23 protein-coding genes and 1 pseudogene are annotated in these 23,823 nt (G+C 60.5%); 21 read left to right on the forward strand and 3 right to left on the reverse strand.

What is annotated here, in order from left to right; translation table 11 throughout:
* Positions 1 to 277 precede the first annotated feature (277 nt).
* The 10 genes from KGB21_RS02320 (at position 278) to KGB21_RS02365 (ending at position 13,372) form a co-directional block, all read left to right on the forward strand.
* The gene (locus KGB21_RS02320) at positions 278 to 2,497 is read left to right on the forward strand and encodes a primosomal protein N' (RefSeq protein ID WP_223503391.1); all 2,220 of its coding nucleotides are present in this window, start codon (positions 278 to 280) and stop codon (positions 2,495 to 2,497) included.
* Between the two features lie 235 nt (positions 2,498 to 2,732).
* Positions 2,733 to 4,469 (forward strand): arginine--tRNA ligase, encoded by a 1,737-nt coding sequence (gene argS / locus KGB21_RS02325; RefSeq protein WP_034148606.1) that lies wholly within the window; start codon positions 2,733 to 2,735, stop codon positions 4,467 to 4,469.
* A 1-nt stretch (position 4,470) separates the two neighbouring features.
* The gene (locus tag KGB21_RS02330; RefSeq protein ID WP_034148605.1) at positions 4,471 to 5,181 is read left to right on the forward strand and encodes an SPOR domain-containing protein; all 711 of its coding nucleotides are present in this window, start codon (positions 4,471 to 4,473) and stop codon (positions 5,179 to 5,181) included.
* 271 nt (positions 5,182 to 5,452) lie between these two features.
* Positions 5,453 to 5,983 carry an ATP-dependent protease subunit HslV gene (gene hslV, locus KGB21_RS02335; RefSeq protein WP_007975582.1) on the forward strand — a complete coding sequence of 177 codons (531 nt, stop codon included), beginning with the start codon at positions 5,453 to 5,455 and terminating at the stop codon, positions 5,981 to 5,983.
* 54 nt (positions 5,984 to 6,037) lie between these two features.
* Entirely contained in the window at positions 6,038 to 7,375 is a 1,338-nt protein-coding gene (hslU, locus tag KGB21_RS02340) for an HslU--HslV peptidase ATPase subunit (RefSeq protein WP_034148604.1), read from the forward strand.
* Positions 7,376 to 7,580: 205 nt separating this feature from the next.
* On the forward strand, positions 7,581 to 7,961 hold the full coding sequence (locus tag KGB21_RS02345; RefSeq protein WP_034148603.1) for a gamma-butyrobetaine hydroxylase-like domain-containing protein: 381 nt from the start codon (positions 7,581 to 7,583) through the stop codon (positions 7,959 to 7,961).
* Positions 7,962 to 8,221: 260 nt separating this feature from the next.
* Positions 8,222 to 9,901, forward strand: a complete 1,680-nt coding sequence (gene phaC / locus KGB21_RS02350; protein ID WP_223503393.1) for a class II poly(R)-hydroxyalkanoic acid synthase — start codon at positions 8,222 to 8,224, stop codon at positions 9,899 to 9,901.
* A 140-nt stretch (positions 9,902 to 10,041) separates the two neighbouring features.
* Complete coding sequence (gene phaZ / locus KGB21_RS02355; RefSeq protein ID WP_223503395.1) at positions 10,042 to 10,896, forward strand: poly(3-hydroxyalkanoate) depolymerase; 855 nt, start codon at positions 10,042 to 10,044, stop codon at positions 10,894 to 10,896.
* A gap of 113 nt (positions 10,897 to 11,009) precedes the next feature.
* Positions 11,010 to 12,692, forward strand: a complete 1,683-nt coding sequence (gene phaC / locus KGB21_RS02360) for a class II poly(R)-hydroxyalkanoic acid synthase (protein WP_034148600.1) — start codon at positions 11,010 to 11,012, stop codon at positions 12,690 to 12,692.
* Positions 12,693 to 12,751: 59 nt separating this feature from the next.
* A complete protein-coding gene (locus KGB21_RS02365; RefSeq protein ID WP_034148599.1) occupies positions 12,752 to 13,372 on the forward strand; it encodes a TetR/AcrR family transcriptional regulator in 621 nt (206 codons plus the stop codon).
* 171 nt (positions 13,373 to 13,543) lie between these two features.
* On the opposite strand, the gene KGB21_RS02370 is transcribed toward KGB21_RS02365, so the two are convergent.
* The 3 genes from KGB21_RS02370 to KGB21_RS02380 all read right to left on the reverse strand — a co-directional run bounded on the left by KGB21_RS02370 (position 13,544) and on the right by KGB21_RS02380 (position 15,356).
* Positions 13,544 to 14,419, reverse strand: a complete 876-nt coding sequence (locus KGB21_RS02370; protein ID WP_223503396.1) for a phasin family protein — start codon at positions 14,417 to 14,419, stop codon at positions 13,544 to 13,546.
* A gap of 10 nt (positions 14,420 to 14,429) precedes the next feature.
* The gene (locus KGB21_RS02375) at positions 14,430 to 14,852 is read right to left on the reverse strand and encodes a phasin family protein (RefSeq protein WP_223503398.1); all 423 of its coding nucleotides are present in this window, start codon (positions 14,850 to 14,852) and stop codon (positions 14,430 to 14,432) included.
* A gap of 228 nt (positions 14,853 to 15,080) precedes the next feature.
* Entirely contained in the window at positions 15,081 to 15,356 is a 276-nt protein-coding gene (locus tag KGB21_RS02380; RefSeq protein WP_223503400.1) for a polyhydroxyalkanoic acid system family protein, read from the reverse strand.
* 153 nt (positions 15,357 to 15,509) lie between these two features.
* Here KGB21_RS02380 and ubiE point away from each other — a divergent pair, with 153 nt between their 5' ends.
* From ubiE to KGB21_RS29525, 11 genes and pseudogenes are all read left to right on the forward strand, one after another.
* Positions 15,510 to 16,280, forward strand: coding sequence for a bifunctional demethylmenaquinone methyltransferase/2-methoxy-6-polyprenyl-1,4-benzoquinol methylase UbiE (gene ubiE, locus KGB21_RS02385; RefSeq protein ID WP_033045331.1), 771 nt, complete (start codon positions 15,510 to 15,512; stop codon positions 16,278 to 16,280).
* Positions 16,280 to 16,903: an SCP2 domain-containing protein gene (locus tag KGB21_RS02390; protein WP_223503402.1), complete on the forward strand. Its 624-nt coding sequence runs from the start codon at positions 16,280 to 16,282 to the stop codon at positions 16,901 to 16,903. Before ubiE ends, KGB21_RS02390 begins: the two co-directional genes overlap by 1 nt.
* The gene (gene ubiB, locus KGB21_RS02395) at positions 16,900 to 18,504 is read left to right on the forward strand and encodes a ubiquinone biosynthesis regulatory protein kinase UbiB (RefSeq protein ID WP_034148594.1); all 1,605 of its coding nucleotides are present in this window, start codon (positions 16,900 to 16,902) and stop codon (positions 18,502 to 18,504) included. The genes KGB21_RS02390 and ubiB overlap by 4 nt, the downstream gene beginning before the upstream one ends.
* A gap of 168 nt (positions 18,505 to 18,672) precedes the next feature.
* Positions 18,673 to 19,074: a phosphoribosyl-AMP cyclohydrolase gene (gene hisI / locus KGB21_RS02400; RefSeq protein ID WP_007989281.1), complete on the forward strand. Its 402-nt coding sequence runs from the start codon at positions 18,673 to 18,675 to the stop codon at positions 19,072 to 19,074.
* On the forward strand, positions 19,067 to 19,399 hold the full coding sequence (locus KGB21_RS02405; RefSeq protein WP_034148593.1) for a phosphoribosyl-ATP diphosphatase: 333 nt from the start codon (positions 19,067 to 19,069) through the stop codon (positions 19,397 to 19,399). Before hisI ends, KGB21_RS02405 begins: the two co-directional genes overlap by 8 nt.
* 25 nt (positions 19,400 to 19,424) lie before the next feature.
* The gene (locus KGB21_RS02410; RefSeq protein WP_034148592.1) at positions 19,425 to 19,703 is read left to right on the forward strand and encodes a twin-arginine translocase TatA/TatE family subunit; all 279 of its coding nucleotides are present in this window, start codon (positions 19,425 to 19,427) and stop codon (positions 19,701 to 19,703) included.
* A gap of 10 nt (positions 19,704 to 19,713) precedes the next feature.
* A complete protein-coding gene (gene tatB / locus KGB21_RS02415) occupies positions 19,714 to 20,157 on the forward strand; it encodes a Sec-independent protein translocase protein TatB (RefSeq protein WP_034148591.1) in 444 nt (147 codons plus the stop codon).
* Positions 20,154 to 20,948 carry a twin-arginine translocase subunit TatC gene (tatC, locus tag KGB21_RS02420; protein WP_034148590.1) on the forward strand — a complete coding sequence of 265 codons (795 nt, stop codon included), beginning with the start codon at positions 20,154 to 20,156 and terminating at the stop codon, positions 20,946 to 20,948. Before tatB ends, tatC begins: the two co-directional genes overlap by 4 nt.
* Entirely contained in the window at positions 20,945 to 21,652 is a 708-nt protein-coding gene (locus tag KGB21_RS02425) for a 16S rRNA (uracil(1498)-N(3))-methyltransferase (protein ID WP_034148589.1), read from the forward strand. Before tatC ends, KGB21_RS02425 begins: the two co-directional genes overlap by 4 nt.
* A 250-nt stretch (positions 21,653 to 21,902) precedes the next feature.
* A pseudogene (locus tag KGB21_RS29520) lies at positions 21,903 to 22,964 on the forward strand (methyl-accepting chemotaxis protein); the annotation flags it as partial.
* Between the two features lie 141 nt (positions 22,965 to 23,105).
* Positions 23,106 to 23,819 (forward strand): methyl-accepting chemotaxis protein, encoded by a 714-nt coding sequence (locus tag KGB21_RS29525; protein WP_411741310.1) that lies wholly within the window; start codon positions 23,106 to 23,108, stop codon positions 23,817 to 23,819.
* Positions 23,820 to 23,823 lie beyond the last annotated feature (4 nt).

The following is a 23,823-nucleotide window of genomic DNA, read 5'->3' on the forward strand; positions in this document are numbered from 1 at the left end:
GCCACCCAACACTATTGTTGAATACCGCACGTAATTAGGCCGCGGATTCTACCAGACAATGCCAATCACGCAAGCTGTCGCTCAAACCGGTCGTCTGCTAGGCTCCCGACCCAAACGCTGATCATCTGCAAACAAACCTGTGGGAGCGGGCTTGCCCGCGAAAGCGTCCTGTCAGCCGATGAAGATGCCGCCTGAAAAGGCCTCTTCGCGGGCAAGCCCGCTCCCACAGGGGTCGCGCTCAGCCTTTCTTTCTGCCCGCTTAAAGAGATCCCCCCGCGTGCCCGACGCCATTCTGCGCCTCGCCTTGCCTTCACCGCTGCGCCGCCTGTTCGACTATCGCGCGCCGGCCGGTGTATTGCGCGCCCAGTTGCACCCCGGCATGCGCCTGCGGGTACCGTTCGGCCGACGCGAGATGATCGGGATTCTGGTGGAAATCGCCGACACCAGCGAAGTCCCGGCGGAAAAACTCAAACCCGCCCTGGCCCTGCTCGATGCCACGCCGCCATTGCCACCCGCACTGTTCAAGCTGTGCCTGTGGACTTCCCAGTATTACCAGCACAGCCTCGGCGACACCTTGAGCTGGGCGTTGCCGGTACTGCTGCGCCAAGGCGAACTGGCGGAAGCGCGCCAGGAACGCTTCTGGTCCGCCGCCCCCGGCGCCAGCCTCGATGACCCGCGCATCGCCCGCGCACCGCGTCAGCGTGAAGCGTTGGCGACATTGGCCCAGCATCCCCATGGTGTCGCCCATCAGTTGCTGAGTAAATTGATGCTGAGCAAGGACAGCCTCGATCTGTTGCTGGCCAAGGATCTGGTGCAGGTCGAGATCCGCAAGCACGCCCCCGGCGCGCGCCACGAACACTGGCTGGCGCAACCGGAGCTGCCACTCAACCCGGAGCAGCGGGCGGCTTACGAAGCAATTCGCGCCGGGTTCGATAGCTATCACGCATTCCTGCTGGCCGGCGTCACCGGCAGCGGCAAGACCGAAGTCTATTTGCAACTGATCCGCGAAACCCTTGAGGCCGGCAAACAAGCCCTGGTGCTGATCCCGGAAATCAACCTCGGTCCGCAGACCCTGGCGCGCTTCGAGCAGCGTTTCAATGCGCGCATCGCGCTGATCCACTCCGCGGTCAATGATCGCGAACGCCTCGAAGCCTGGCTCGCCGCCCGCGATGGCGAGGCCGACATTATTATCGGCACCCGCTCGGCGCTGTTCACTCCGATGAAGAACCCTGGCCTGATCATCATCGACGAAGAGCACGACGGCTCCTATAAACAGCAGGAAGGCCTGCGCTATCACGCCCGCGACCTGGCCCTGGTGCGCGCCCGGCAGGAAAACATTCCGATTGTGCTCGGCTCCGCCACGCCTTCACTGGAAAGCCTGCACAACGCCTACACCGGACGTTATGGCCTCCTACGCTTGAACGAGCGTGCCGGTGGCGCCAAGCAACCCCGCTTCCTGCGCCTGGATGTAAAAAGTCGTCCGCTGGACAGCGGTATTTCCGGGCCGATGCAGCAAGCCATCGGGCAGACGCTCGCGGCCGGGCAACAAGTGTTGGTATTTCTCAATCGCCGTGGTTTCGCGCCGACGCTGCTTTGTCACGACTGCGGCTGGATGTCCGAATGCCAGCGCTGCGATGCTCGGATGACCGTGCACCAGCGCTATGGCGAACTGCGTTGCCACCACTGCGGCTATGTTGAACGCGTGCCGCGCCAGTGCCCGAAGTGCAACAAGGTCGATCTGCGCCCGGTGGGGGCCGGCACTGAACGGGCCGAAGAGCGCCTGCAGATTCTGTTCCCGGATTTCCCGGTGTTGCGGGTCGACCGCGACAGCACGTCACGCAAAGACGCGATGAATCAATTATTCGCGACCATTCAAAAGGGTCAGCCGTGCATCCTGATCGGCACGCAAATGCTTGCCAAAGGACATCACTTTCCACGGGTGACACTGGTATCGATTCTCGATGCCGACGGCGGGCTGTTCTCCGGCGACTTCCGCGCCAGCGAGCGCATGGCGCAGTTGATTGTCCAGGTCGCCGGGCGCGCGGGGCGTGCGGAAGAACCGGGCAAAGTGATCATCCAGACGCACCTGGCCGACCATCCGCTGCTGGTGCAATTGACCGAACAGGGCTACTTCGCGTTTGCCGAACAGGCCTTGAGTGAGCGTCGCGCAGCGGGCCTGCCGCCGTTCGCGCATCTGGCGTTGCTGCGGGCCGAAGCGCACAAACCGGGGCAGGCAGAAGGATTTCTTGATGAAGCGTGCAGCGAGGCTGAGCGTTTGCTGATTGAACAAAATCTGACCGGCATTGAACTGCTGGGTCCGGTGCCAGCGCCGATGGAGCGCAGGGCCGGACGTTATCGGGCGCAGTTGTTATTGCAGGCGACCGCCCGGGCGCCGCTGCATCGGTTGCTTGCCAGCTGGTTGCTGGTGCTGGAGCAGATGCCGAGCGGGCGGGCGGTGCGATGGTCTTTGGATGTGGACCCGGTCGATTTGTATTGATAGTGGGGCCGCCATCGCTGGCAAGCCAGCTCCCACAGGGTTTTTTGAAGGGCACATAATTGTGAACACCCAGGATCCCTGTGGGAGCGGGCTTGCCCGCGATAGCGGTTGATTTGTCACCACACATCCACAACCTGCCTGCTAAGGTTGGCAAGCCCGCTCTGGGAACGGATAATGCCCAGTTTTTCCACCAGCGCATGATGCGCCGCCGCGCCTGCGGTCGAAAGAGAAGACCATGAAAGACACCATTCGCCAGCTGATCCAACAAGCCATCACCCAACTCGTCAACGAAGGTGTGTTGCCTGAAGGCCTGTCGCCGGCGATCCAGGTGGAAAACTCCCGCGACAAGAAGAACGGCGACTTCGCCAGCAACATTGCCATGATGCTGGCCAAGCCTGCGGGCATGAAGCCGCGCGATCTAGCGGAAAAAATCATCGCCGCGCTGCCGGCTGACGAAAATGTCAGCAAGGCCGAAATCGCCGGCCCTGGCTTCCTCAACTTCTTCCAGAACACCCAAGCCCTGGCTACGCGCCTGGACGCTGCGTTGGCTGACGAGCATATCGGCGTACGCAAGGCCGGTCCGGCGCAGCGCACCGTGGTCGACCTCTCGGCCCCGAACCTGGCCAAAGAGATGCACGTCGGCCACTTGCGCTCGACCATCATCGGCGACGGCGTGGCCCGCGTGCTGGAGTTCCTCGGCGACGAAGTGATCCGTCAGAACCATGTCGGCGACTGGGGTACCCAGTTCGGCATGCTGATGGCCTACTTGCAGGAAAACCCGATCACCAGCGACGAGCTGTCGGACCTGGAAAACTTCTACCGTGCCGCCAAAGGGCGCTTCGACGAATCCGAAGAGTTCGCCGACCGCGCTCGCGGGCTGGTGGTCAAGCTGCAAGCCGGCGACCCGGACTGCCTGGCGCTGTGGACCAAGTTCAAGGACATCTCGCTGTCGCACTGCCAGAAAATCTACGAACTGCTCAACGTCAAACTGACCATGGCCGACGTGATGGGTGAAAGCGCTTACAACGACGACTTGATCAACGTGGTCAACGATCTGAAAGCGGCAGGCATGCTGGTCGAGAGCAACGGCGCCCAGTGCGTGTTCCTCGACGAATTCAAGAATGCCGATGGCGACCCGCTGCCAGTGATCATCGTCAAGGCTGACGGTGGCTACCTCTACGCCACCACCGACCTGGCGGCCGTGCGTTACCGCAGCGGCAAGCTCAAGGCTGACCGCGCGCTGTACTTCGTCGACCAGCGTCAGGCCCTGCACTTCCAGCAAGTGTTCGCCGTGGCGCGCAAGGCCGGTTTCGTGACCCATCCGATGGAAATGGAACACATGGGCTTCGGCACCATGAACGGCGCTGACGGCCGTCCGTTCAAGACTCGTGATGGCGGCACCGTGAAGCTGATCGACCTGCTGACCGAAGCCCAGGAACGTGCCTATAACCTGGTCAAAGAGAAAAACCCGGAGCTGGCCGAGGACGAGTTGCGCAACATCGCCAAGGTCGTTGGCATCGGCGCAGTAAAATACGCCGACCTGTCCAAACACCGCACCAGCGACTACAGCTTCAACTTCGACCTGATGCTGAACTTCGAAGGCAACACCGCGCCGTACCTGCTGTACGCCTACACCCGTGTGGCCGGTGTGTTCCGCAAACTCGGCAAGGACTTCAGCGAAGTCGAAGGCCAGATCGTGTTGGAAGCCGCGCATGAACACGAGCTGGCGGCGAAACTCGCACAGTTCGGCGAGATCCTGAACAACGTGTCCGAGAAAGGCACGCCGCACATTCTCTGCACCTACCTGTACGACGTCGCCGGCCTGTTCTCCAGCTTCTACGAGAACTGCCCGATCCTCGCCGCCGAGACCCCGGCACAAATGCAGAGCCGCCTGCGCCTCGCCGCGCTGACCGGACGTACTCTCAAGCAAGGCCTGGAACTCTTGGGCCTGGAAACACTGGAGCGCATGTAAGTTGGCTGCCAAGAAAAAACCTGCACCCAAGCGTGGCGCCAGCCGTTACCAAGCTCCAGCGAAGCAGCCGATCCCGGGTTGGCTGTGGATGGCCATCGGCCTGACGGTCGGCGCGTTCATCGTGTTCCTGATGAAACTGGAACCGGGCAAGGGCAGCGACACGGTCAAGCGCGAGAAGATCGAGCAACAGCAGAAAGCTACCAAGATCGCCGAGGCCAACAAAACCCCGCCGAGCCCGACTCAACCGGTGAAGCCGAAGTACGACTTCTACACGTTGCTGCCGGAATCGGAAGTCATCGTGCCGCCGGATGCCGTGCCGGAAAAAACCCTGCCGACGCCGCAAGTGCCGGCCATTCCGACCACGCCGGTGACCCCGGCCGAAGCGGCGAAGATCGACACCGCTCGCGCTCAGGCAGCTCTGGCCGGAATTACGCCGCCGCCAGCGCCGCCCGTGACCAAGGCCGCGCCGGTGACCAAGTTCTTCCTGCAGGCCGGTTCGTTCCGCAAGGAGGCTGATGCGGACAAGGTGCGGGCGCAGATCATCCTGCTGGGCCAGGCCGTGGCGGTTGAATCCGGCACGGTGAAGGACGAAACCTGGTATCGCGTTCTCGTCGGACCGTTCAGCAACCGCGAACAACTGACCACCGCGCAGAAACAACTGGCTGGCGCCGGATTCAGCAACCTGTTGTTACAACAACGCCAAAGCCGCTGACCGCCTTGTGGCGAGGGAGCTTGCTCCCGCTGGAGTGCGCAGCACTCCCAAAACCTGTAACTGCGGTCCATCAGACAGACCGATCAGACCGGGTTTGTGGCTGCTTCGTAGCCAAGCGGGAGCAAGCTCCCTCGCCACAATTGTTTCAGCGTCGATCACCATTGCCTCGCACCGCTCGTCCCCCGCCGCATCCCACAGTTGAAATCCACTCCACCACCCCCATATGAATGGGCATAAGGCATTTTCGCCCCGCTGCGTGGAGACTCTTCCCTTGACCACCATCGTTTCAGTTCGCCGCCACGGCAAAGTCGTCATGGGCGGCGACGGCCAGGTTTCCCTTGGCAATACCGTGATGAAAGGCAACGCGAAAAAAGTTCGCCGCCTGTACCACGGTCAGGTCATTGCCGGTTTTGCCGGCGCCACCGCTGACGCCTTTACCCTCTTCGAACGCTTCGAAGGCCAGCTTGAAAAGCATCAGGGCCATCTGGTTCGCGCCGCCGTCGAACTCGCCAAAGAATGGCGTACTGATCGCTCCCTGAGCCGCCTCGAAGCCATGCTCGCCGTCGCCAACAAAGACGCTTCCCTGATCATCACCGGCAACGGTGACGTGGTTGAGCCGGAAGACGGCTTGATCGCCATGGGCTCCGGTGGCGCCTATGCCCAGGCTGCCGCCAGCGCCCTGCTGAAGAAAACCGACCTGTCGGCCCGCGAAATCGTCGAAACCGCCCTTGGTATCGCCGGCGACATCTGTGTATTCACCAACCACACCCAGACCATTGAGGAGCAGGACTGCGCCGAGTAAGCCTGATTCGGCCCCGTGCCACGGCTCATTCTTGCTTGAGGTCCTTTAAATACTATGTCCATGACTCCCCGTGAAATCGTCCACGAACTCAATCGCCATATCATCGGCCAGGACGATGCCAAGCGCGCCGTCGCCATCGCCCTGCGCAATCGCTGGCGCCGCATGCAGCTACCTGAAGAGCTGCGCGTTGAAGTAACGCCAAAGAACATCCTGATGATCGGCCCGACCGGTGTCGGTAAAACCGAGATCGCCCGTCGCCTGGCCAAACTGGCCAATGCGCCGTTCATCAAGGTCGAAGCGACCAAGTTCACTGAAGTCGGCTACGTTGGCCGCGATGTTGAATCGATCATTCGTGACCTGGCCGATGCCGCGATCAAGCTGCTGCGCGAACAGGAAATCGTCAAGGTTCGCCACCGCGCCGAAGACGCCGCCGAAGAGCGCATCCTCGACGCGCTGCTGCCACCGCCGCGCATGGGTTTCAGCAACGACGACACCCCGACCGCGGACTCCAACACCCGTCAGCTGTTCCGCAAGCGCCTGCGCGAAGGTCAGCTGGATGACAAGGAGATTGAAATCGAAGTCGCCGAAATGGCCGGCGTCGATATCTCCGCGCCACCGGGCATGGAAGAAATGACTAACCAGCTGCAAAGCCTTTTCGCCAACATGGGCAAGGGCAAAAAGAAAGCTCGCAAGCTCAAGGTCAAGGAAGCGCTGAAACTGGTGCGCGATGAAGAAGCCGGCCGCCTGGTCAACGATGAAGAGTTGAAGGCCAAGGCCCTGGAAGCCGTCGAGCAACACGGCATCGTGTTCATCGACGAAATCGACAAGGTCGCCAAGCGCGGTAATTCCGGTGGCGTCGATGTATCCCGCGAAGGCGTGCAGCGCGACTTGCTGCCACTGATCGAAGGCTGCACCGTCAACACCAAACTGGGCATGGTCAAGACCGACCACATTCTGTTCATTGCTTCCGGTGCGTTCCACTTGAGCAAGCCGAGCGACCTGGTGCCGGAGCTGCAAGGTCGCCTACCGATTCGTGTTGAGCTCAAAGCGCTGTCGCCGGAAGACTTCGAACGCATCCTCAGCGAGCCGCATGCATCGCTCACCGAGCAATATTGCGCACTGCTGAAAACCGAAGGCCTGGGCATCGAGTTCCAGCCGAGCGGCATCAAGCGCATCGCCGAGATCGCCTGGCAGGTCAACGAAAAAACCGAGAACATCGGCGCCCGTCGTCTGCACACCCTGCTTGAGCGCCTGCTGGAAGAGGTGTCGTTCAGTGCCGGCGACCTGGCCAGCAGCCATGACGGCAAGGTCATCCAGATCGACGCCGACTACGTCAACAGCCACCTCGGCGAATTGGCGCAGAACGAAGACCTGTCCCGTTATATCCTGTAGGTCACATTCTGTGTGAGCGGGCTTCCGTGGCGAGGGAGCTTGCTCCCGCTGGGTCGCGAAGCGGCCCCGAAACCGGCGAATGCGGTTCATCAAACAGACCGCATTCTCCGGCTTTACGACTGCTGCGCAGCCGAGCGGGAGCAAGCTCCCTCGCCACAGGATCACCCGCCGACACAGGGCCTCCATACGACGGAAGATCGGCCCCATGACGACCCAAATCCCCACCGACATCAAGCTGCACAAAGCCTCGAAAACCCTGTCGCTGAAATACGCGTCCGGTGAGGAATACACCCTGCCCGCCGAATTCCTGCGCGTGCATTCTCCTTCCGCCGAGGTCCAGGGCCACGGCAAACCTATCCTGCAATTTGGCAAGATCAACGTAGGACTGACCAAGATAGAACCGGCCGGTCAGTACGCACTGAAACTGACCTTCGACGACGGCCACGACAGCGGCCTGTTCACCTGGGAATACCTCTACGAGCTGGGGCGACGTTATGACGCACTCTGGGAGGATTATCTTGCCGAGCTCAAAGCGGCCGGAAAAACCCGCGACCCGAACGAATCCGTCGTCAAGCTAATGCTCTAGCCTGAGCCTCTTGCTCTTTAGAAGGCATTTTCTAATTTCATCTGTTTGAATGCTTGGCCGCGAGGTCAGTCATTGGCCTGCTTGCGAAAAAAATTAAACTCGGGTAACCAATGGAGCTGGCAAGTTCCCTGCAGTGCTCTCTGCGAACGAAAAAGCAGCGATGCAGAATTAACGGTCACCCGAGCAGTAGTACCTGGCATTGGCTGTGTGACTGCACAGCAGGACCCCGGTACTCGTCTCAGGACAATGGAGCGTCGTAGATGAGTAACAAGAATAACGATGACTTGAAGTATCAGGCCTCGGAAAACACCTTGGGACTGAATCCTGTCGTTGGGCTGCGTGGAAAGGATCTACTGGCTTCTGCTCGCATGGTTCTCAGGCAGGCCATCAAACAACCGGTGCACAGCGCCAAGCATGTCGCGCATTTCGGCCTTGAGCTCAAGAACGTTTTGTTCGGCAAATCAGCCCTGCAACCGACCAGTGATGATCGACGTTTTGCCGATCCGGCCTGGAGCCAGAACCCGCTCTACAAACGTTATCTGCAAACTTACCTGGCGTGGCGCAAGGAACTCCACGACTGGATCGACCACAGCAACCTCACACCCAATGACGCGGCTCGCGGCCACTTCGTGATCAACCTCATGACCGAAGCCATGGCCCCGACCAACAGCGCGGCCAACCCGGCGGCAGTCAAACGCTTTTTCGAAACCGGCGGCAAGAGCCTGCTCGACGGCCTCTCGCATCTGGCCAAGGACATGGTGCACAACGGCGGCATGCCGAGCCAGGTCAACATGGGCGCCTTCGAAGTCGGCAAGAGCCTGGGCGTGACCGAAGGCGCGGTGGTGTTCCGCAACGATGTGCTGGAGCTGATCCAGTACAAGCCGATCACCGAGCAGGTCCACGAGCGTCCACTGCTGGTGGTACCGCCGCAGATCAACAAGTTCTATGTTTTCGACCTCAGCCCGGACAAGAGCCTGGCACGGTTCTGCCTGCGCAATAACGTGCAGACCTTCATCGTCAGCTGGCGCAACCCGACCAAGGAGCAGCGCGAGTGGGGCCTGTCGACTTACATCGAGGCGCTCAAGGAAGCGGTCGACGTGGTCACTGCGATCACCGGCAGCAAAGACGTGAACATGCTCGGCGCCTGCTCAGGCGGCATCACTTGCACCGCCCTGCTGGGCCACTACGCCGCGACCGGCGAGAACAAGGTCAACGCCCTGACCCTGCTGGTGAGCGTGCTCGATACCACCCTGGACAGCGACGTCGCCCTGTTCGTCAACGAACAAACGCTGGAAGCCGCCAAGCGTCACTCGTACCAGGCTGGCGTGCTGGAAGGTCGCGACATGGCGAAAGTCTTCGCCTGGATGCGTCCCAACGATCTGATCTGGAACTATTGGGTCAACAATTACCTGTTGGGCAACGAGCCACCGGTTTTCGACATCCTGTTCTGGAACAACGACACCACACGGTTGCCCGCAGCGTTCCACGGCGACCTGATCGAACTGTTCAAAAACAACCCACTGATTCGCCCGAATGCACTGGAAGTGTGCGGCACCGCCATCGACCTCAAGCAAGTGACAGCCGACATCTTTTCCCTGGCGGGCACCAACGACCACATCACCCCGTGGAGGTCTTGCTACAAGTCGTCGCAACTGTTCGGCGGCAACGTTGAATTCGTGCTGTCCAGCAGCGGCCATATCCAAAGCATTCTGAACCCGCCGGGCAATCCGAAGTCCCGTTACATGACCAGCACCGAAAAGGCGTCGAATGCCGATGAGTGGCAAGAAAACGCCACCAAGCACACCGACTCCTGGTGGCTGCACTGGCAGGCCTGGCAGGCTCAACGTTCAGGCGAACTGAAAAAGGCCCCGGCGAAACTGGGCAACAAGGCCTACCCGGCAGGCGAGGCGGCGCCAGGCACTTACGTACACGAGCGCTAGACCCACAGACCTGTAGGAGCCGGCTTGCTGGCGATTGCATCACCACTTGAAACTGGAAAACGGTGTTGCACGCATCGCCAGCAAGCCGGCTCCTACAGGATGTGTGTCAGGAACCACGATCCACCCACAGGGCCAGAAGCATGCCGCAACCGTTCATATTCCGTACCGTCGACCTGGATGGCCAGACCCTCCGCACGGCGGTACGCCCCGGCAAGCCTCACTTGACGCCCTTGCTGATTTTCAACGGCATTGGCGCCAACCTGGAGCTGGTGTTTCCGTTCGTCGCGGCGCTGGACCCGGACCTGGAAGTCATCGCTTTCGACGTCCCCGGTGTCGGCGGTTCGTCGACGCCGAGCCGGCCGTATCGCTTTCCCGGCCTGGCCAAACTGACGGCGCGGATGCTCGATTATCTCGACTACGGGAAGGTCAACGTGATCGGTGTGTCTTGGGGTGGCGCCCTCGCCCAGCAGTTCGCTTTTGACTATCCGGAGCGCTGCAAGAAACTGGTGCTCGCGGCGACGGCAGCGGGCGCGGTGATGGTCCCGGGCAAACCAAAGGTGCTGTGGATGATGGCCAGCCCGCGGCGCTACATCCAGCCGTCCCACGTGATTCGCATTGCACCGATGATCTACGGCGGCTCATTCCGTCGCGACCCGACCCTGGCTGCAAACCACGCGGCGAAAGTGCGTTCGGCGGGCAAGCTCGGTTACTACTGGCAGCTGTTCGCCGGTTTTGGCTGGACCAGCATCCACTGGCTGCACAAGATCAATCAGCCAACCCTGGTACTGGCCGGCGACGACGATCCGCTGATCCCGTTGATCAACATGCGTTTGCTGGCCTGGCGAATTCCCAACGCTCAACTGCACATCATCGATGACGGTCATCTGTTCCTGATTACCCGTGCCGAAGCGGTGGCACCGATCATCATGAAATTCCTCGAAGAGGAGCGACAACGCGCCGTGATGCATCCGCATCCGGCACCACTGGGCGGTTAACCGACTCATTGTCGGTCGGCAGGATGCCGCGCCGCGCAACAACCCGTTACAGCGTCTATGGTGTTCTGGTTCGGTTGTTTGTTTTTGGCCTGAAGACGAAGGAGTGTTGACTCATGCGTGACAAACCAGCGAGGGAATCTGTGCCCACTCCCGCCGCGTTCATCAACGCACAGAGTGCGATTACCGGCCTGCGCGGCCGCGATCTGATTTCGACCCTGCGCAGCGTTGCTGCCCATGGCTTGCGCAACCCGGTGCACAGCGCCCGACATGCGCTGAAACTGGGCGGGCAACTCGGCCGCATTTTGCTGGGTGAAACCCTGCACCCGACCAATCCCCAGGACAGTCGTTTTGCCGACCCGTCATGGAGCCTCAACCCTTTTTATCGGCGCAGCTTGCAGGCCTACCTGAGCTGGCAGAAACAGGTCAAAAGCTGGATCGACGAAAGCAACATGAGCCCGGACGACCGCGCCCGCGCGCACTTCGCTTTTTCCTTGCTCAACGATGCCGTATCGCCGTCCAACAGCCTGCTCAACCCCCTGGCGATCAAAGAGATTTTCAACTCCGGCGGCAATAGCCTGGTGCGCGGGATCGGCCACCTGTTCGATGACTTCCTGCACAATGACGGCCTGCCCCGGCAAGTCACCAAACACGCCTTCGAAGTCGGCAAGACCGTCGCCACCACCACCGGCTCCGTGGTGTTTCGCAACGAGCTGCTGGAGTTGATCCAGTACAAGCCGATGAGCGAAAAACAGTATTCCAAACCGCTGCTGGTGGTGCCGCCGCAGATCAACAAGTTCTACATTTTCGACCTCAGCCCGCAAAATAGCTTCGTTCAGTACGCGCTCAAGAACGGCCTGCAAACCTTCATGATCAGTTGGCGCAATCCGGATGTGCGTCATCGTGAATGGGGCCTGTCGACTTACGTCGAGGCGGTCGAGGAAGCCATGAATGTGTGCCGGGCGATCACTGGCGCGCGTGAAGTCAATCTGATGGGCGCCTGCGCCGGCGGGCTGACGATTGCCGCGTTGCAAGGTCACCTGCAAGCCAAGCGACAGCTGCGGCGGGTCTCCAGCGCGACGTACCTGGTGAGCCTGCTCGACAGCTCCCTGGACTCGCCAGCCACCCTGTTTGCCGACGAACAAACCCTGGAAGCCGCCAAGCGCCGCTCCTATCAGAAAGGCGTGCTCGACGGCCGGGACATGGCCAAGGTCTTCGCCTGGATGCGCCCCAACGATTTGATCTGGAGCTATTTCGTCAACAACTACCTGCTGGGCAAGGAGCCGCCGGCGTTCGACATCCTCTACTGGAACAACGACAACACGCGCCTGCCCGCAGCCCTGCATGGCGACTTGCTGGATTTCTTCAAGCACAACCCGCTGAGCCATCCCGGTGGCCTCGAAGTGTGCGGCACGCCGATCGATTTGCAAAAGGTCACGGTCGACAGCTTCAGCGTCGCCGGCATCAACGACCACATCACGCCGTGGGACGCGGTGTATCGCTCGACCCTGCTGCTGGGGGGCGAGCGTCGCTTCGTATTGTCCAACAGCGGCCACATACAAAGCATTCTCAACCCGCCGAACAATCCGAAAGCCAACTACATCGAGAATGGCAAACTGAGCAGTGACCCACGGGCTTGGTATTACGATGGCAAGCACGTGGACGGCAGCTGGTGGACCCAGTGGCTGAGCTGGATTCAGGAACGCTCGGGCGCGCAAAAAGAAACCCACATGGCCCTCGGCAACCAGAACTATCCACCGATGGAGGCGGCACCCGGCACCTACGTGCGCGTGCGCTGACGTTCAACGACCCACGGCCGAAGCCGGCCGTGGCATGACCCGATCACTAAGAAGACTGGATGAAAACCCGCGACCGCATCCTCGAATGTGCCCTGCAGTTGTTCAATCAGAAGGGCGAACCGAACGTCTCCACCATGGAAGTTGCCAATGAAATGGGCATCAGCCCGGGCAACCTCTACTACCACTTCCACGGCAAGGAGCCATTGATTCTCGGGCTGTTCGAACGCTTCCAGAGCGAACTCGCGCCGCTGCTCGACCCGCCGTCCGATGTCGAGTTGTCCCCGGATGATTACTGGCTGTTTTTGCACCTGATCGTCGAGCGCCTGGCCCACTACCGCTTCCTCTTTCAGGACCTGTCGAACCTGGCCGGGCGCCTGCCGAAACTGGCCAAGGGCATCCGCAATCTGCTCAATGCACTCAAACGCACGCTGGCTTCGCTGCTGGCGCGATTGAAGGCGCAAGGACAGTTGGTCAGCGATACTCAGGCGTTGGGGCAACTGGTGGAACAGATCACCATGACGTTGCTGTTCTCGCTGGACTACCAGCGGATACTCGATCGTGAAGGTGAAGTGCGATTGGTGGTTTACCAGATCATGATGCTGGTGGCACCGCATCTGTTGCCGCCAATCAAAGTGGCGACGGAGCAACTGGCCCTTCAATACTTGGAAGTACACGAGTAACAGCTGTAGGAGCAAGCTTGCTCGCGATACAGGCACCTCGGTATTTCAATCACACCGTGCTGATGCCATCGCGAGCAAGCTTGCTCCTACAAGGGAAAGCCGTCACAAGACCGTACACAAACAAAAACGCCCGACCTTGGCAGGCCGGGCGTTTTTTTGAGCCCTGAAAAATCAGGACTGACTGGTTGGCGTCGATGGAGCTGGCGCGACAGTCGGGGTTACAGCAGGGGTCGGCGCGGTAGCGGAGTTCGATGCGCTGACCGGGGCTGCCGGAGTTGCCGGTTTGGCAGCAGCCACTGCTGGCTTCGGCGCGGCGGCTTTTGGAGCTGCCGGCTTTTTCACTGCTGGCTTCTTCGCGGCGGCAGGTTTTGCCGCTGGTTTGGCTGCAGGTTTTGCTGCTGCGGTTTTAGCGGCAGGCTTGGCTGCCGGTTTGGCAACTGGCTTGGCAGCGGCTTTCGCGGCAACCGGTTTAGCGGCTGGCTTGGCCGCAGCAGGTTTAGCTGCGGCAGTTTTGGCAGCTGGCTTGGCAGCAGGTTTAGCCGCCGCTTTAGCCAGTGGCTTGGCAGCGGTTTTGGCTGCTGGTTTAGCCGCGGCCGGTTTGGCTGCCGCGGTTTTTGCCGCAACAGGCGCAACCTTGGCACCGGTGAGTTTTTCGATTTGCTTGGTCAGGGTATCGACCTTGCTGTGCAACGCTTTGACTTCGTTGCGGCTCGGTACACCCAGACGCGAAATGGCGCTGTTCAGACGCTTGTCGAAAGCGCCTTCCAGTTCATCCCACTTGCCCAGTGCACGGTCTTTCACACCGCTGATGCGCGACTTGGCAGAAGTAGCGGAGTCCTTGGCGGCATCGACAGTTTTGCCAACAGCGCTCTTGGTCAGCTTCTCGGCTTTCTCGCCGTCTTTAACCAATGCATCGAAGAGTTTGCTGCCGTCAGTGTCGATCTTCGAGTACACGCCTAAACCAGCCAGCCAGATTTTACGGGAGTAATCTTCTACCTTCCCGATCCACGAGCTGCCTTCTTTTTCGGTGTTCTTTTTACCAGCCATCCCGTTCTCCTTAAGATTTACGCGCGACGCGTTCGAGCAATGCCGTCAGCTCATCGAGCTTAGCAGAGAGTGTCTCAACGTCATGTTTAGACGGAATGCCGATACGATTCAAGGCACTTGCGACACGCGAGTCAAAAGCCTTCTCGACTTTGTCGAGTTGAACTTCGACCTTGCCTTTGAAAGAGCTCACTTCAGTCTTGGCTTCAACAATCTCGGCATTCGCTGCTTCGAGTTTCTCGGCAACTACTTTTTTGCCTTTGGTTTCAACAGTTTGACCAGCCTTGATCAACTCTTGAAAGTAATCGCTGCCCTCTTGGCCGACCTTGGTGTAGGCACCCAGGCCTGCCAGCCAGATCTTGCGGGCATAGGATTTGACGTCGCCCAGAGCAGTAGTCGATGCGTCGATTTTTTTCTTCAAAATAACTTTGGCCATGGTGCACCTCACGCGCAGAAGGTTTGAGGAACTGCCCGCGATAGCGTCGGGCTCAGGCACAAAGTAGGGAGAAAAATTAGAAACGGCACCCTAACAACTGACATAAACAGGTGGTCGCCTCACCATTCCTGTAGGAGCAAGCTTGCTCGCGATGCAGGCACCTCGGTATTGCGGTTACACCGAGTAGATGCCATCGCGAGCAAGCTTGCTCCCACAAGATCGCGTGTCTTATGCCAACGCTTTATCCAGTGCCTTTTCGATTTCCGCTTTGATCATGCCGCTCATGGCCGACATCATCAGGCCCAACTCCACATCGACCTTGATCGAATCGTCACTGACATGCACCGCGCCCTTCACGCCGGAGCGCTTGAGATTCAAGGTATCGCCCGACCACTGCGGCTCCAGGCCATATTGATCGGAAAGTTTCTGCGCCAGCTTGTTGGCCTTCTCGCGCGCCGCTTCCTTACCCAGGCCGTGGGCACGTTCAACACTAATATGGGCCATCAAATGACTCCTGCTTTATGGATGCTTTCACAAGGCATCTTGACCTCTGCTGCGTCAAAACGTCCCGATGGTTGCCCATCTTACCTTCAGCCTTGCCAAGACAAAGCATGCCTTGGGGATTAGAATGTCGCGCATTCTCTTTTGGTGAGCGATATGACTGATCAGCGCAAAGGCAACGATGCCGAACCCACCACTCACTTCGGCTTCAAAAACGTTCCGGAAAGCCAGAAAGCGGAAAAAGTCGCTGAGGTTTTCCACTCGGTAGCCGCCAAGTACGACCTGATGAACGACCTCCTGTCGGGCGGCATGCACCGGCTGTGGAAGCGTTTCGCGATCGAACTGTCCGGCGTGCGCACCGGCAACCGCGTGCTGGACATCGCTGGCGGTACTGGCGACCTGACCCGCAAGTTCTCGCACCTCGTTGGCCCGACTGGCCAGGTGGTTCTGGCCGACATCAACGAGTCCATGCTCAAGGTCGGTCGTGACCGCCTGCTGGACCTGGGTGTGGCCGGCAACGTCGAGTTCGTCCAGGCCGACGCGGAAAAACTGCCGTTCCCGGACAACCATTTCGACTGCGTGACCATCGCCTTCGGTCTGCGCAACGTTACGCACAAGGAAGATGCCCTGCGCTCGATGCTGCGCGTGCTCAAGCCTGGCGGCCGCTTGCTGGTGCTGGAGTTCTCCAAACCGACCAACGCGCTGATGTCCAAGGCGTACGACGCCTACTCGTTCGCCTTCATGCCGTTGATGGGCAAGCTGATCACCAACGACTCGGAAAGCTATCGCTACCTGGCCGAATCGATCCGCATGCACCCGAATCAGGAAACCCTGAAGTCGATGATGGTCGAGGCCGGTTTTGACCGCGTGACCTATCACAACATGACTGCAGGCATTGTCGCCCTGCACCGCGGCATCAAGCCCTGATGTTGCTCGCCGGGCTGCTCGCCAGCGTTGAACTCGGCCTGAACCGGGTGCTGCGTCTCGACAGCACGGCGCTGCCACGGCTCGCGCATTTGACCGGCAAAGTGATTGCCGTCGATTGCCGCAGCCCGGCGCTGCAAGTGTTCATCCTGCCCAGCGATGAAGGCCTGATGCTCGCTTCCCAGTGGGAAACCGGCGCCGATTGCACCTTGCGTGCACCGGCCTCAAGCCTGTTGAAACTGGCGATGAGCAAGGACAAGACCGCTGTCCTGCACGCCCCTGAAGTGGAACTCGACGGCGACAGCGGCGTACTGCTGGAACTGGCCGCGATCCTTCAGGACCTGGAGCTGGACTGGGAGTACGAACTCTCGCGCTGGCTCGGCCCGGTCGCCACGCAACTGGTCGGCGGTCACCTGCGCAGCCGCGCCCGCTGGTATCAGCAAGGCTTTGCCAGCCTCGGCCAGAACCTGGGCGAATACCTGGCCGAAGAATCGCGCACCCTCGTCGGTCAGCGCGAAGCCGAAGCCCGATTCAGTGAACTGGACCAGATCAAGCTCGATCTGGAACGTCTCGAGGCGCGTTTCGAGCGCCTTTCCCGATCCCTCGACCCAAGCGATAACGCATGAAGCTGCTTGCCGTCCGCCGTCTGTTGCGCATCCAGCGCGTCGTGATCCGCTACCGCCTCGATGACCTGCTGTTCGCCCTGCCGCTGCCCTGGTTCCTGCGGGCGCTGCGTTATGCCTTGCCGTGGCGCTGGTTCCCGCGCAAGACCCTGGACCTGAGCCGTGGTGCGCGTTTGCGCCTGGCGTTGCAGGACCTCGGGCCGATTTTCATCAAGTTCGGGCAAATCCTGTCCACCCGCCGCGACCTGCTACCGGAAGACATCGCCGATGAATTGATGATGTTGCAGGACCGCGTGCCGCCGTTCGACTCGCAAGTGTCGGTCAAGCTGATCGAAGAGCAGCTCGGCAAGAAAATCAGCGAAGTGTTCAGCCGTTTCGATGTCGAACCGCTCGCCTCGGCTTCGGTGGCGCAGGTGCACGCCGCGCAACTGAAAACCGGCGAAGAAGTCGTGGTCAAAGTGATCCGTCCGGGCCTCAAGCCGGTGATTGCCCAGGACCTGGCGTGGTTGTTCATCCTTGCCCGCGCCGCCGAAAAACTCTCGGCCGATGCCCGCCTGTTGCACCCGGTGGACGTGGTTCAAGACTACGAAAAAACCATCTACGACGAACTCGACCTGCTGCGCGAGGCGGCCAACGCCAGCCAGTTGAAGCGCAATTTCGAAGGTTCGCCGCTGCTCTACGTGCCACAAGTCTATTGGGACTGGTGCCGCCCGAAAGTGCTGGTAATGGAGCGCATCTACGGCATTCAGGTCACCGATCTGGCGACCCTGGCCGATCAGCGCACCGACATGAAAATGCTCGCCGAACGCGGTGTGGAGATCTTCTTCACGCAGGTGTTCCGCGACAGCTTCTTCCACGCCGACATGCACCCCGGCAACATTTTCGTCAGCACCGTGAGCCCATGGAGCCCGCAATACATCGCGATCGACTGCGGCATCGTCGGCAGCCTGACGCCGGAAGACCAGGATTACCTGGCACGCAACCTGTTCGCGTTTTTCAAGCGTGATTACCGGCGTGTGGCGCAGTTGCACATCGATTCGGGCTGGGTGCCGGCGGAGACCAAACTCAACGAATTCGAAGCGGCAATCCGTACGGTTTGCGAGCCGATCTTCGAAAAACCGTTAAAAGATATTTCCTTCGGTCAGGTGCTGATGCGCCTGTTCCAGACCGCGCGTCGCTTCAACATGGAAGTGCAGCCGCAGCTGGTGTTGTTACAGAAAACCCTGCTGAACATCGAAGGTCTGGGCCGCCAGTTGTACCCGGATCTCGACCTGTGGAACACCGCGCAGCCATTCCTGGAGCGCTGGATGCGCGAGCGGGTCAGTCCCAAGGCCCTGCTCGGCAACGTGCAGAGCCAGTTCGAACAACTGCCGCACCTGGCCAACATGGCCCGCGACCTGCTCGAACGCATGTCCCAGCCCCACGCCTACGACCCGCCGCCACCGTGGCACCGACGCCGTGACGACTGGTTCCTGCGCCTGCTCGGCACCGCACATCTGGCTGGCGGCGCGATACTCGCCGCCGGCGGGCCGTTGAATCAGTTGGCTTACTGGCCAGCAGGAATCATGATGGCCGTCGGTTTGTATCTGGTCGTGCGTCGATAGCACGAATCGGCTGCAAGTTATAAGCTGCAAGCTTCAAGCGATGTTATTAGCACTCATGTTTAATTCACGCCGGTAGCCAGGCGTTGCACAATACGAAAGACCGAAACGCACTGGCTTTTACTTGCGGCTTGAAGCTCGAAGCTTGTAGCTGCTTTTCAGGAACCGAAGATGAAAAACTGGCTGGACGAGATCAAGTGGGACGCAGATGGCCTAGTGCCGGCGATTGCCCAGGATCACAAGACCGGGCGCGTCCTGATGATGGCCTGGATGAACCGCGAAGCGCTGGAACTGACCGCTGCCGAGAACCGCGCCATTTACTGGTCGCGCTCCCGTGGCAAGCTGTGGCGCAAGGGTGAAGAGTCCGGTCACGTGCAGACCCTGCATGAGATGCGCCTGGACTGTGACGCCGACGTGATCATCCTGATGGTCGAGCAGATCGGCGACATCGCCTGCCACACCGGTCGCCAGAGCTGCTTCTACCGCGTCTACGAGAACGGCGACTGGACAACTGTCGACCCGGTCCTGAAAGATCCGCACGCCATCTATTCCGCAGGACACAAACATGAGTGACACTCTCACCCGCCTCGCCGAGGTACTGGAAGAGCGCAAAGGCGCCGCTGCCGACAGCTCGTATGTCGCCAGCCTGTACCACAAGGGTTTGAACAAGATTCTGGAAAAAGTCGGCGAAGAGTCGGTCGAAACCATCATCGCCGCCAAGGACGCCGCCATCAGCGGTGACTGCAGCGATGTGATCTACGAAACCGCCGATCTGTGGTTCCACAGCATGGTCATGCTTGCCCAACTGGGGCAGCATCCACAGTCTGTACTCGATGAACTGGACCGTCGCTTCGGTCTGTCCGGACACGCCGAGAAAGCCTCGCGCCCGTCCGCCTGAATAACGATTAGAGAGGAGCAGCAACATGGGCATTTTTGACTGGAAACACTGGATCGTCATCCTGGTTGTTGTCGTGCTGGTGTTCGGCACCAAGAAACTGAAAAACCTCGGCACCGACGTCGGCGAGTCGATCAAGGGCTTCCGCAAAGCGATGAACGACGACGAGAAACCGGCCGATCCGACAGTGACCCCGGCCCAACCGGTGCCACCTGCTCAGCCACAGACCACCCAGTCCGTGAACCAGCCGCACACCATTGACGTGCAGGCGCAGAAAGTCGAAGAGCCGATCCGCAAAGACGTGTGAGCACTGACTAATGTTTGGTATCAGCTTCTCTGAACTGCTGCTCGTCGGCCTCGTCGCCCTGCTGGTGCTGGGCCCCGAGCGTCTGCCGGGCGCTGCGCGCACCGCCGGCCTGTGGGTCGGGCGCCTGAAGCGCAGCTTCAACGCGATCAAACAGGAAGTTGAGCGTGAAATCGGTGCCGACGAGATTCGTCGGCAACTGCACAACGAACATATCCTGTCGCTTGAGCAGGAGGCGCGGAAGATTTTCACGCCGACCCAGCAGGAGCCAGCTCCGGTTGAGCATGTGGGAGAGCAGACGATTCACGCGCCCGCCGCTGCAACGCCTGCACCCGCCGTAGCGACTGCCGATACCGCGCCCGTTGTTGCAGCGCCCGTGGTCGAACCCGTTGCTCCAGTCGCCGCGCCAGTCGCGCCGGCTCCTCATGACCCAACACTGCCGCCGCGAGCCCCATGAGCGATCTCCCTGAAAACGACCAGCACATGCCGCTGGTTTCGCACCTCACCGAACTGCGTACCCGCCTGCTGCGCTGCGTAGCGGCGATCTTCATCATCTTCGCCGGGTTGTTCGCCTTCACCCAGCAGATCTACACCTTCGTCTCCACGCCGCTGCGCGCCTACCTGCCGGCGGGCGCGACGATGATCGCCACCGACGTGTCGTCGCCGTTCCTCACGCCGCTGAAACTGACGATGATGGTCTCGCTGTTCCTGGCGATCCCGGTGATCCTGCATCAGATCTGGGGTTTCATCGCACCGGGCCTGTACAAGCATGAAAAACGCATCGCCGTGCCCTTGCTGGTATCGAGCATCATCCTGTTCTACGCCGGCATGGCCTTCGCCTATTTCCTGGTGTTCCCACTGATCTTCAAATTCTTCGCCGCGGCCACTCCGGCCGGCGTGGAAATGATGACCGACATCACCAGTTACCTCGATTTCGTCATGACGCTGTTCTTCGCCTTTGGCGTGGCGTTCGAAATCCCGGTGGCCGTGGTGCTGCTGGTGTGGATCGGTGTGGTCGACGTCAAATACCTGAAGAAAATCCGCCCCTACGTGATCATCGGCTGCTTCGTGGTCGGCATGATCCTGACGCCGCCGGACATCTTCTCGCAGACGCTGCTGGCCGTGCCGATGTGGATGCTGTTCGAGGTCGGCATCCTGTTTAGCGGCCTGATCAGCAAACGTGGCGAGCATCCGGACGATCAACCGGTCGACGATCACAACGACCAGCCGCCAGCGACCCAGCCGTGAACCTGCTGCTCCTCGAAGAGGCCGATTTCATTGCGGCCGACCGGGCGATCCTGCGTGATCGCCGGCTGACCCACATGCAGGAAGTTCACCGCTGCGAGGTGGGCGACAGCATGCGCGTCGGGCGCATCGGCGGGTTGATGGGCTCTGCCGAAGTGCTGCGCCTGGACGCCGATGAAGCCGAGTTGCGCATTACTCTCGATCAACCACCACCGGCCAAGCTGCCGCTGACCCTGGTGCTGGCCCTGCCACGCCCCAAAATGCTGCGCAGGGTGTTCCAGACCGTGGCGGCCATGGGTGTGCCGCGCATCGTGCTGGTGAACAGCTATCGCGTCGAGAAGAGCTTCTGGCAGACGCCGTTCCTGGAGCCTGAAGCGATTCGCGAGCAGTTGATCCTCGGCCTCGAACAGGCCCGAGACACTGTGTTGCCAGAGATCGTCATCGAGAAGCGCTTCAAGCCGTTTGTCGAAGACCGCCTCCCGGCAATCACCGAGGGCACCCTCGGCCTGGTCGGTCATCCCGGCAACTACCCGCCCTGCCCTCGCGCACTGAGCGAACCGGTGACCCTGGCGATCGGCCCGGAAGGCGGCTGGATTCCTTACGAAATCGATTTGCTCAGCAAGTCCGGCCTGCAGCCGGTTCAACTGGGCGAGCGCATCCTGCGCGTCGAAACCGCCGTTACTGCCCTGCTGGCACGTCTCTTCTAACACTGCGTAGTCTTCTGTGGCGAGGGAGCTTGCTCCCGCTTGGGCGCGAAGCGACCATCGCTTAGACCGCATCGCCCGGTTTTACGCCCCATGTAGGAGCTGCCGCAGGCTGCGATCTTTTGATCTTAAAAAAAACAAAATCAAAAGATCGTCCGAACGCGGCCCGAGCCTTCGGCAGCTCCTACAGCTTTAGGCAGTCCTGCCGATAAAGCTTCCATAAAACCAATGTTTGGTTCGAGGGAGTAGCAGCATGTACCAATGGGCGGCCGATAAGCTGGGAAACGTAGGCGTTAATCGCAAACTGGGCGTCGGCTTCGGTCTGGTGCTGCTGCTGACGCTGCTGATTACCGTCACAGGCTGGAACGGCCTGAGCGGCGTCATGAGCCGTGGCGACACGCTGGGGTTCATCTCTGATATCAACGGCATGACCAAAGACCTGCGAATCGCCCGCCTGGACTACGAGATGCGTCGCGGCGAACAAGGTCCTGGCGCCGTCCATGATCTGCTGGGCAAGCTGGATACCGGCCTGCAAGCGGCTCGCCAGATGATCGAGCAGCCCGCCGACATCGCCATGATCGACCAGCAACTGGCTGCCGTCAGCCAGTACAAGCAAGCCTTCGCCGCCATGACCCAGGCTGGCGCCAACCGCGAAGACGCCCGCAGCAAGCTCGGTGCTACCGCCGACAACGCCGTGGCCAAAGTCGCAGAAGTCGAAAAATCCATGCTTCAAGGCGACAGCGTTGTTCAATTCAACAGCGTGATCGACCTGAGCAAGCTGCTTCAGCAAGCACGCTTCCAGGTGCGCGGCTACACCTACAGCGGCAAAACCGAGGCGGAACAACCGGCGCTGGACGCCATCGACAATGCCCTGAAGTACCTGGAAAGCCTGCCGTCCAAACTCCCCGAAGAACACATCGCCAACCTGCAACAAGCCACCGATTCGCTCAAAGCCTACCGGGCTGCGGTCAGTCAGTTCCGCGATTCCCAAGTGGCCAGCGCCGACGCACTCAAGCACATGGCCGCCCAGGGCGAGATCCTGCTCGACGTCAGCACCAAGCTGACGATTTCGCAAACCGTGGTGCGTGATACCGATGTGGCGCACGCCAAGAACATGTTGCTGCTGGCCACCGCGCTGGCGCTGGTCTTCGGTATTTTTGCCGCCTGGGCCATCACTCGCCAGATCGTGATTCCGTTGAATCAAACCCTGAAGGTGGCCGAGCGCATCGCTGCCGGCGATCTGACGCAGAACCTGGTCTCCCAGCGCCGCGATGAACTCGGTCAGCTGCAACGCGCGATTCAAAGCATGACCCAAGGCCTGCGCGAACTGATCGGCGGTATCAGCGACGGCGTCACGCAAATCGCCAGCGCCGCCGAAGAGCTGTCAGCGGTCACCGAGCAGACCAGCGCCGGGGTCAATAGCCAGAAGGTCGAGACCGACCAGGTTGCCACCGCCATGAACGAAATGACCGCCACCGTGCAGGAAGTCGCGCGCAACGCCGAGGAAGCTTCCGAAGCCGCCGTCGCCGCTGACCAGCAGGCCCGCGAGGGTGACAAGGTGGTTGGCGAAGCCATCGCCCAGATCGAACGCCTGGCTCTTGAAGTCGGCAACTCGACAGTCGCCATGGGTGACCTCAAGCGCGAAAGCGACAAGATCGGCAGCGTGCTCGACGTGATCAAGTCCGTGGCCCAGCAAACCAACTTGCTCGCCCTCAACGCCGCCATCGAGGCCGCCCGCGCCGGTGAAGCCGGACGCGGCTTTGCCGTGGTCGCCGACGAAGTGCGCAGCCTGGCGCAACGCACCCAGAAGTCCACCGAAGAGATCGAAGAGCTGATCGTCGGCCTGCAAAACGGCACACAGCAAGTGGCGACCATCATGGACAACAGCCGCGCCCTGACTGACAGCAGCGTTGAACTGACCCGTCGTGCGGGTGGTTCGCTGGAAAGCATCACTCGTACGGTGTCGGCGATTCAGGCGATGAACCAGCAGATCGCTGCCGCCGCCGAGCAGCAAAGCGCCGTAGCCGAAGAGATCAACCGTAGCGTGCTGAACGTGCGTGATGTGTCGGATCAGACGTCGGCGGCGAGTGAAGAGACTGCGGCGTCCAGCGTTGAGCTGGCGCGGTTGGGGACGCATTTGCAGATGCTGGTGGGGCGGTTCAAGGTCTGAGGTG

Origin of the sequence: Pseudomonas sp. GL-RE-29 (assembly GCF_019947275.1) — a bacterium.
In the GTDB taxonomy this organism is placed as follows: domain Bacteria; phylum Pseudomonadota; class Gammaproteobacteria; order Pseudomonadales; family Pseudomonadaceae; genus Aquipseudomonas; species Aquipseudomonas fluorescens_A.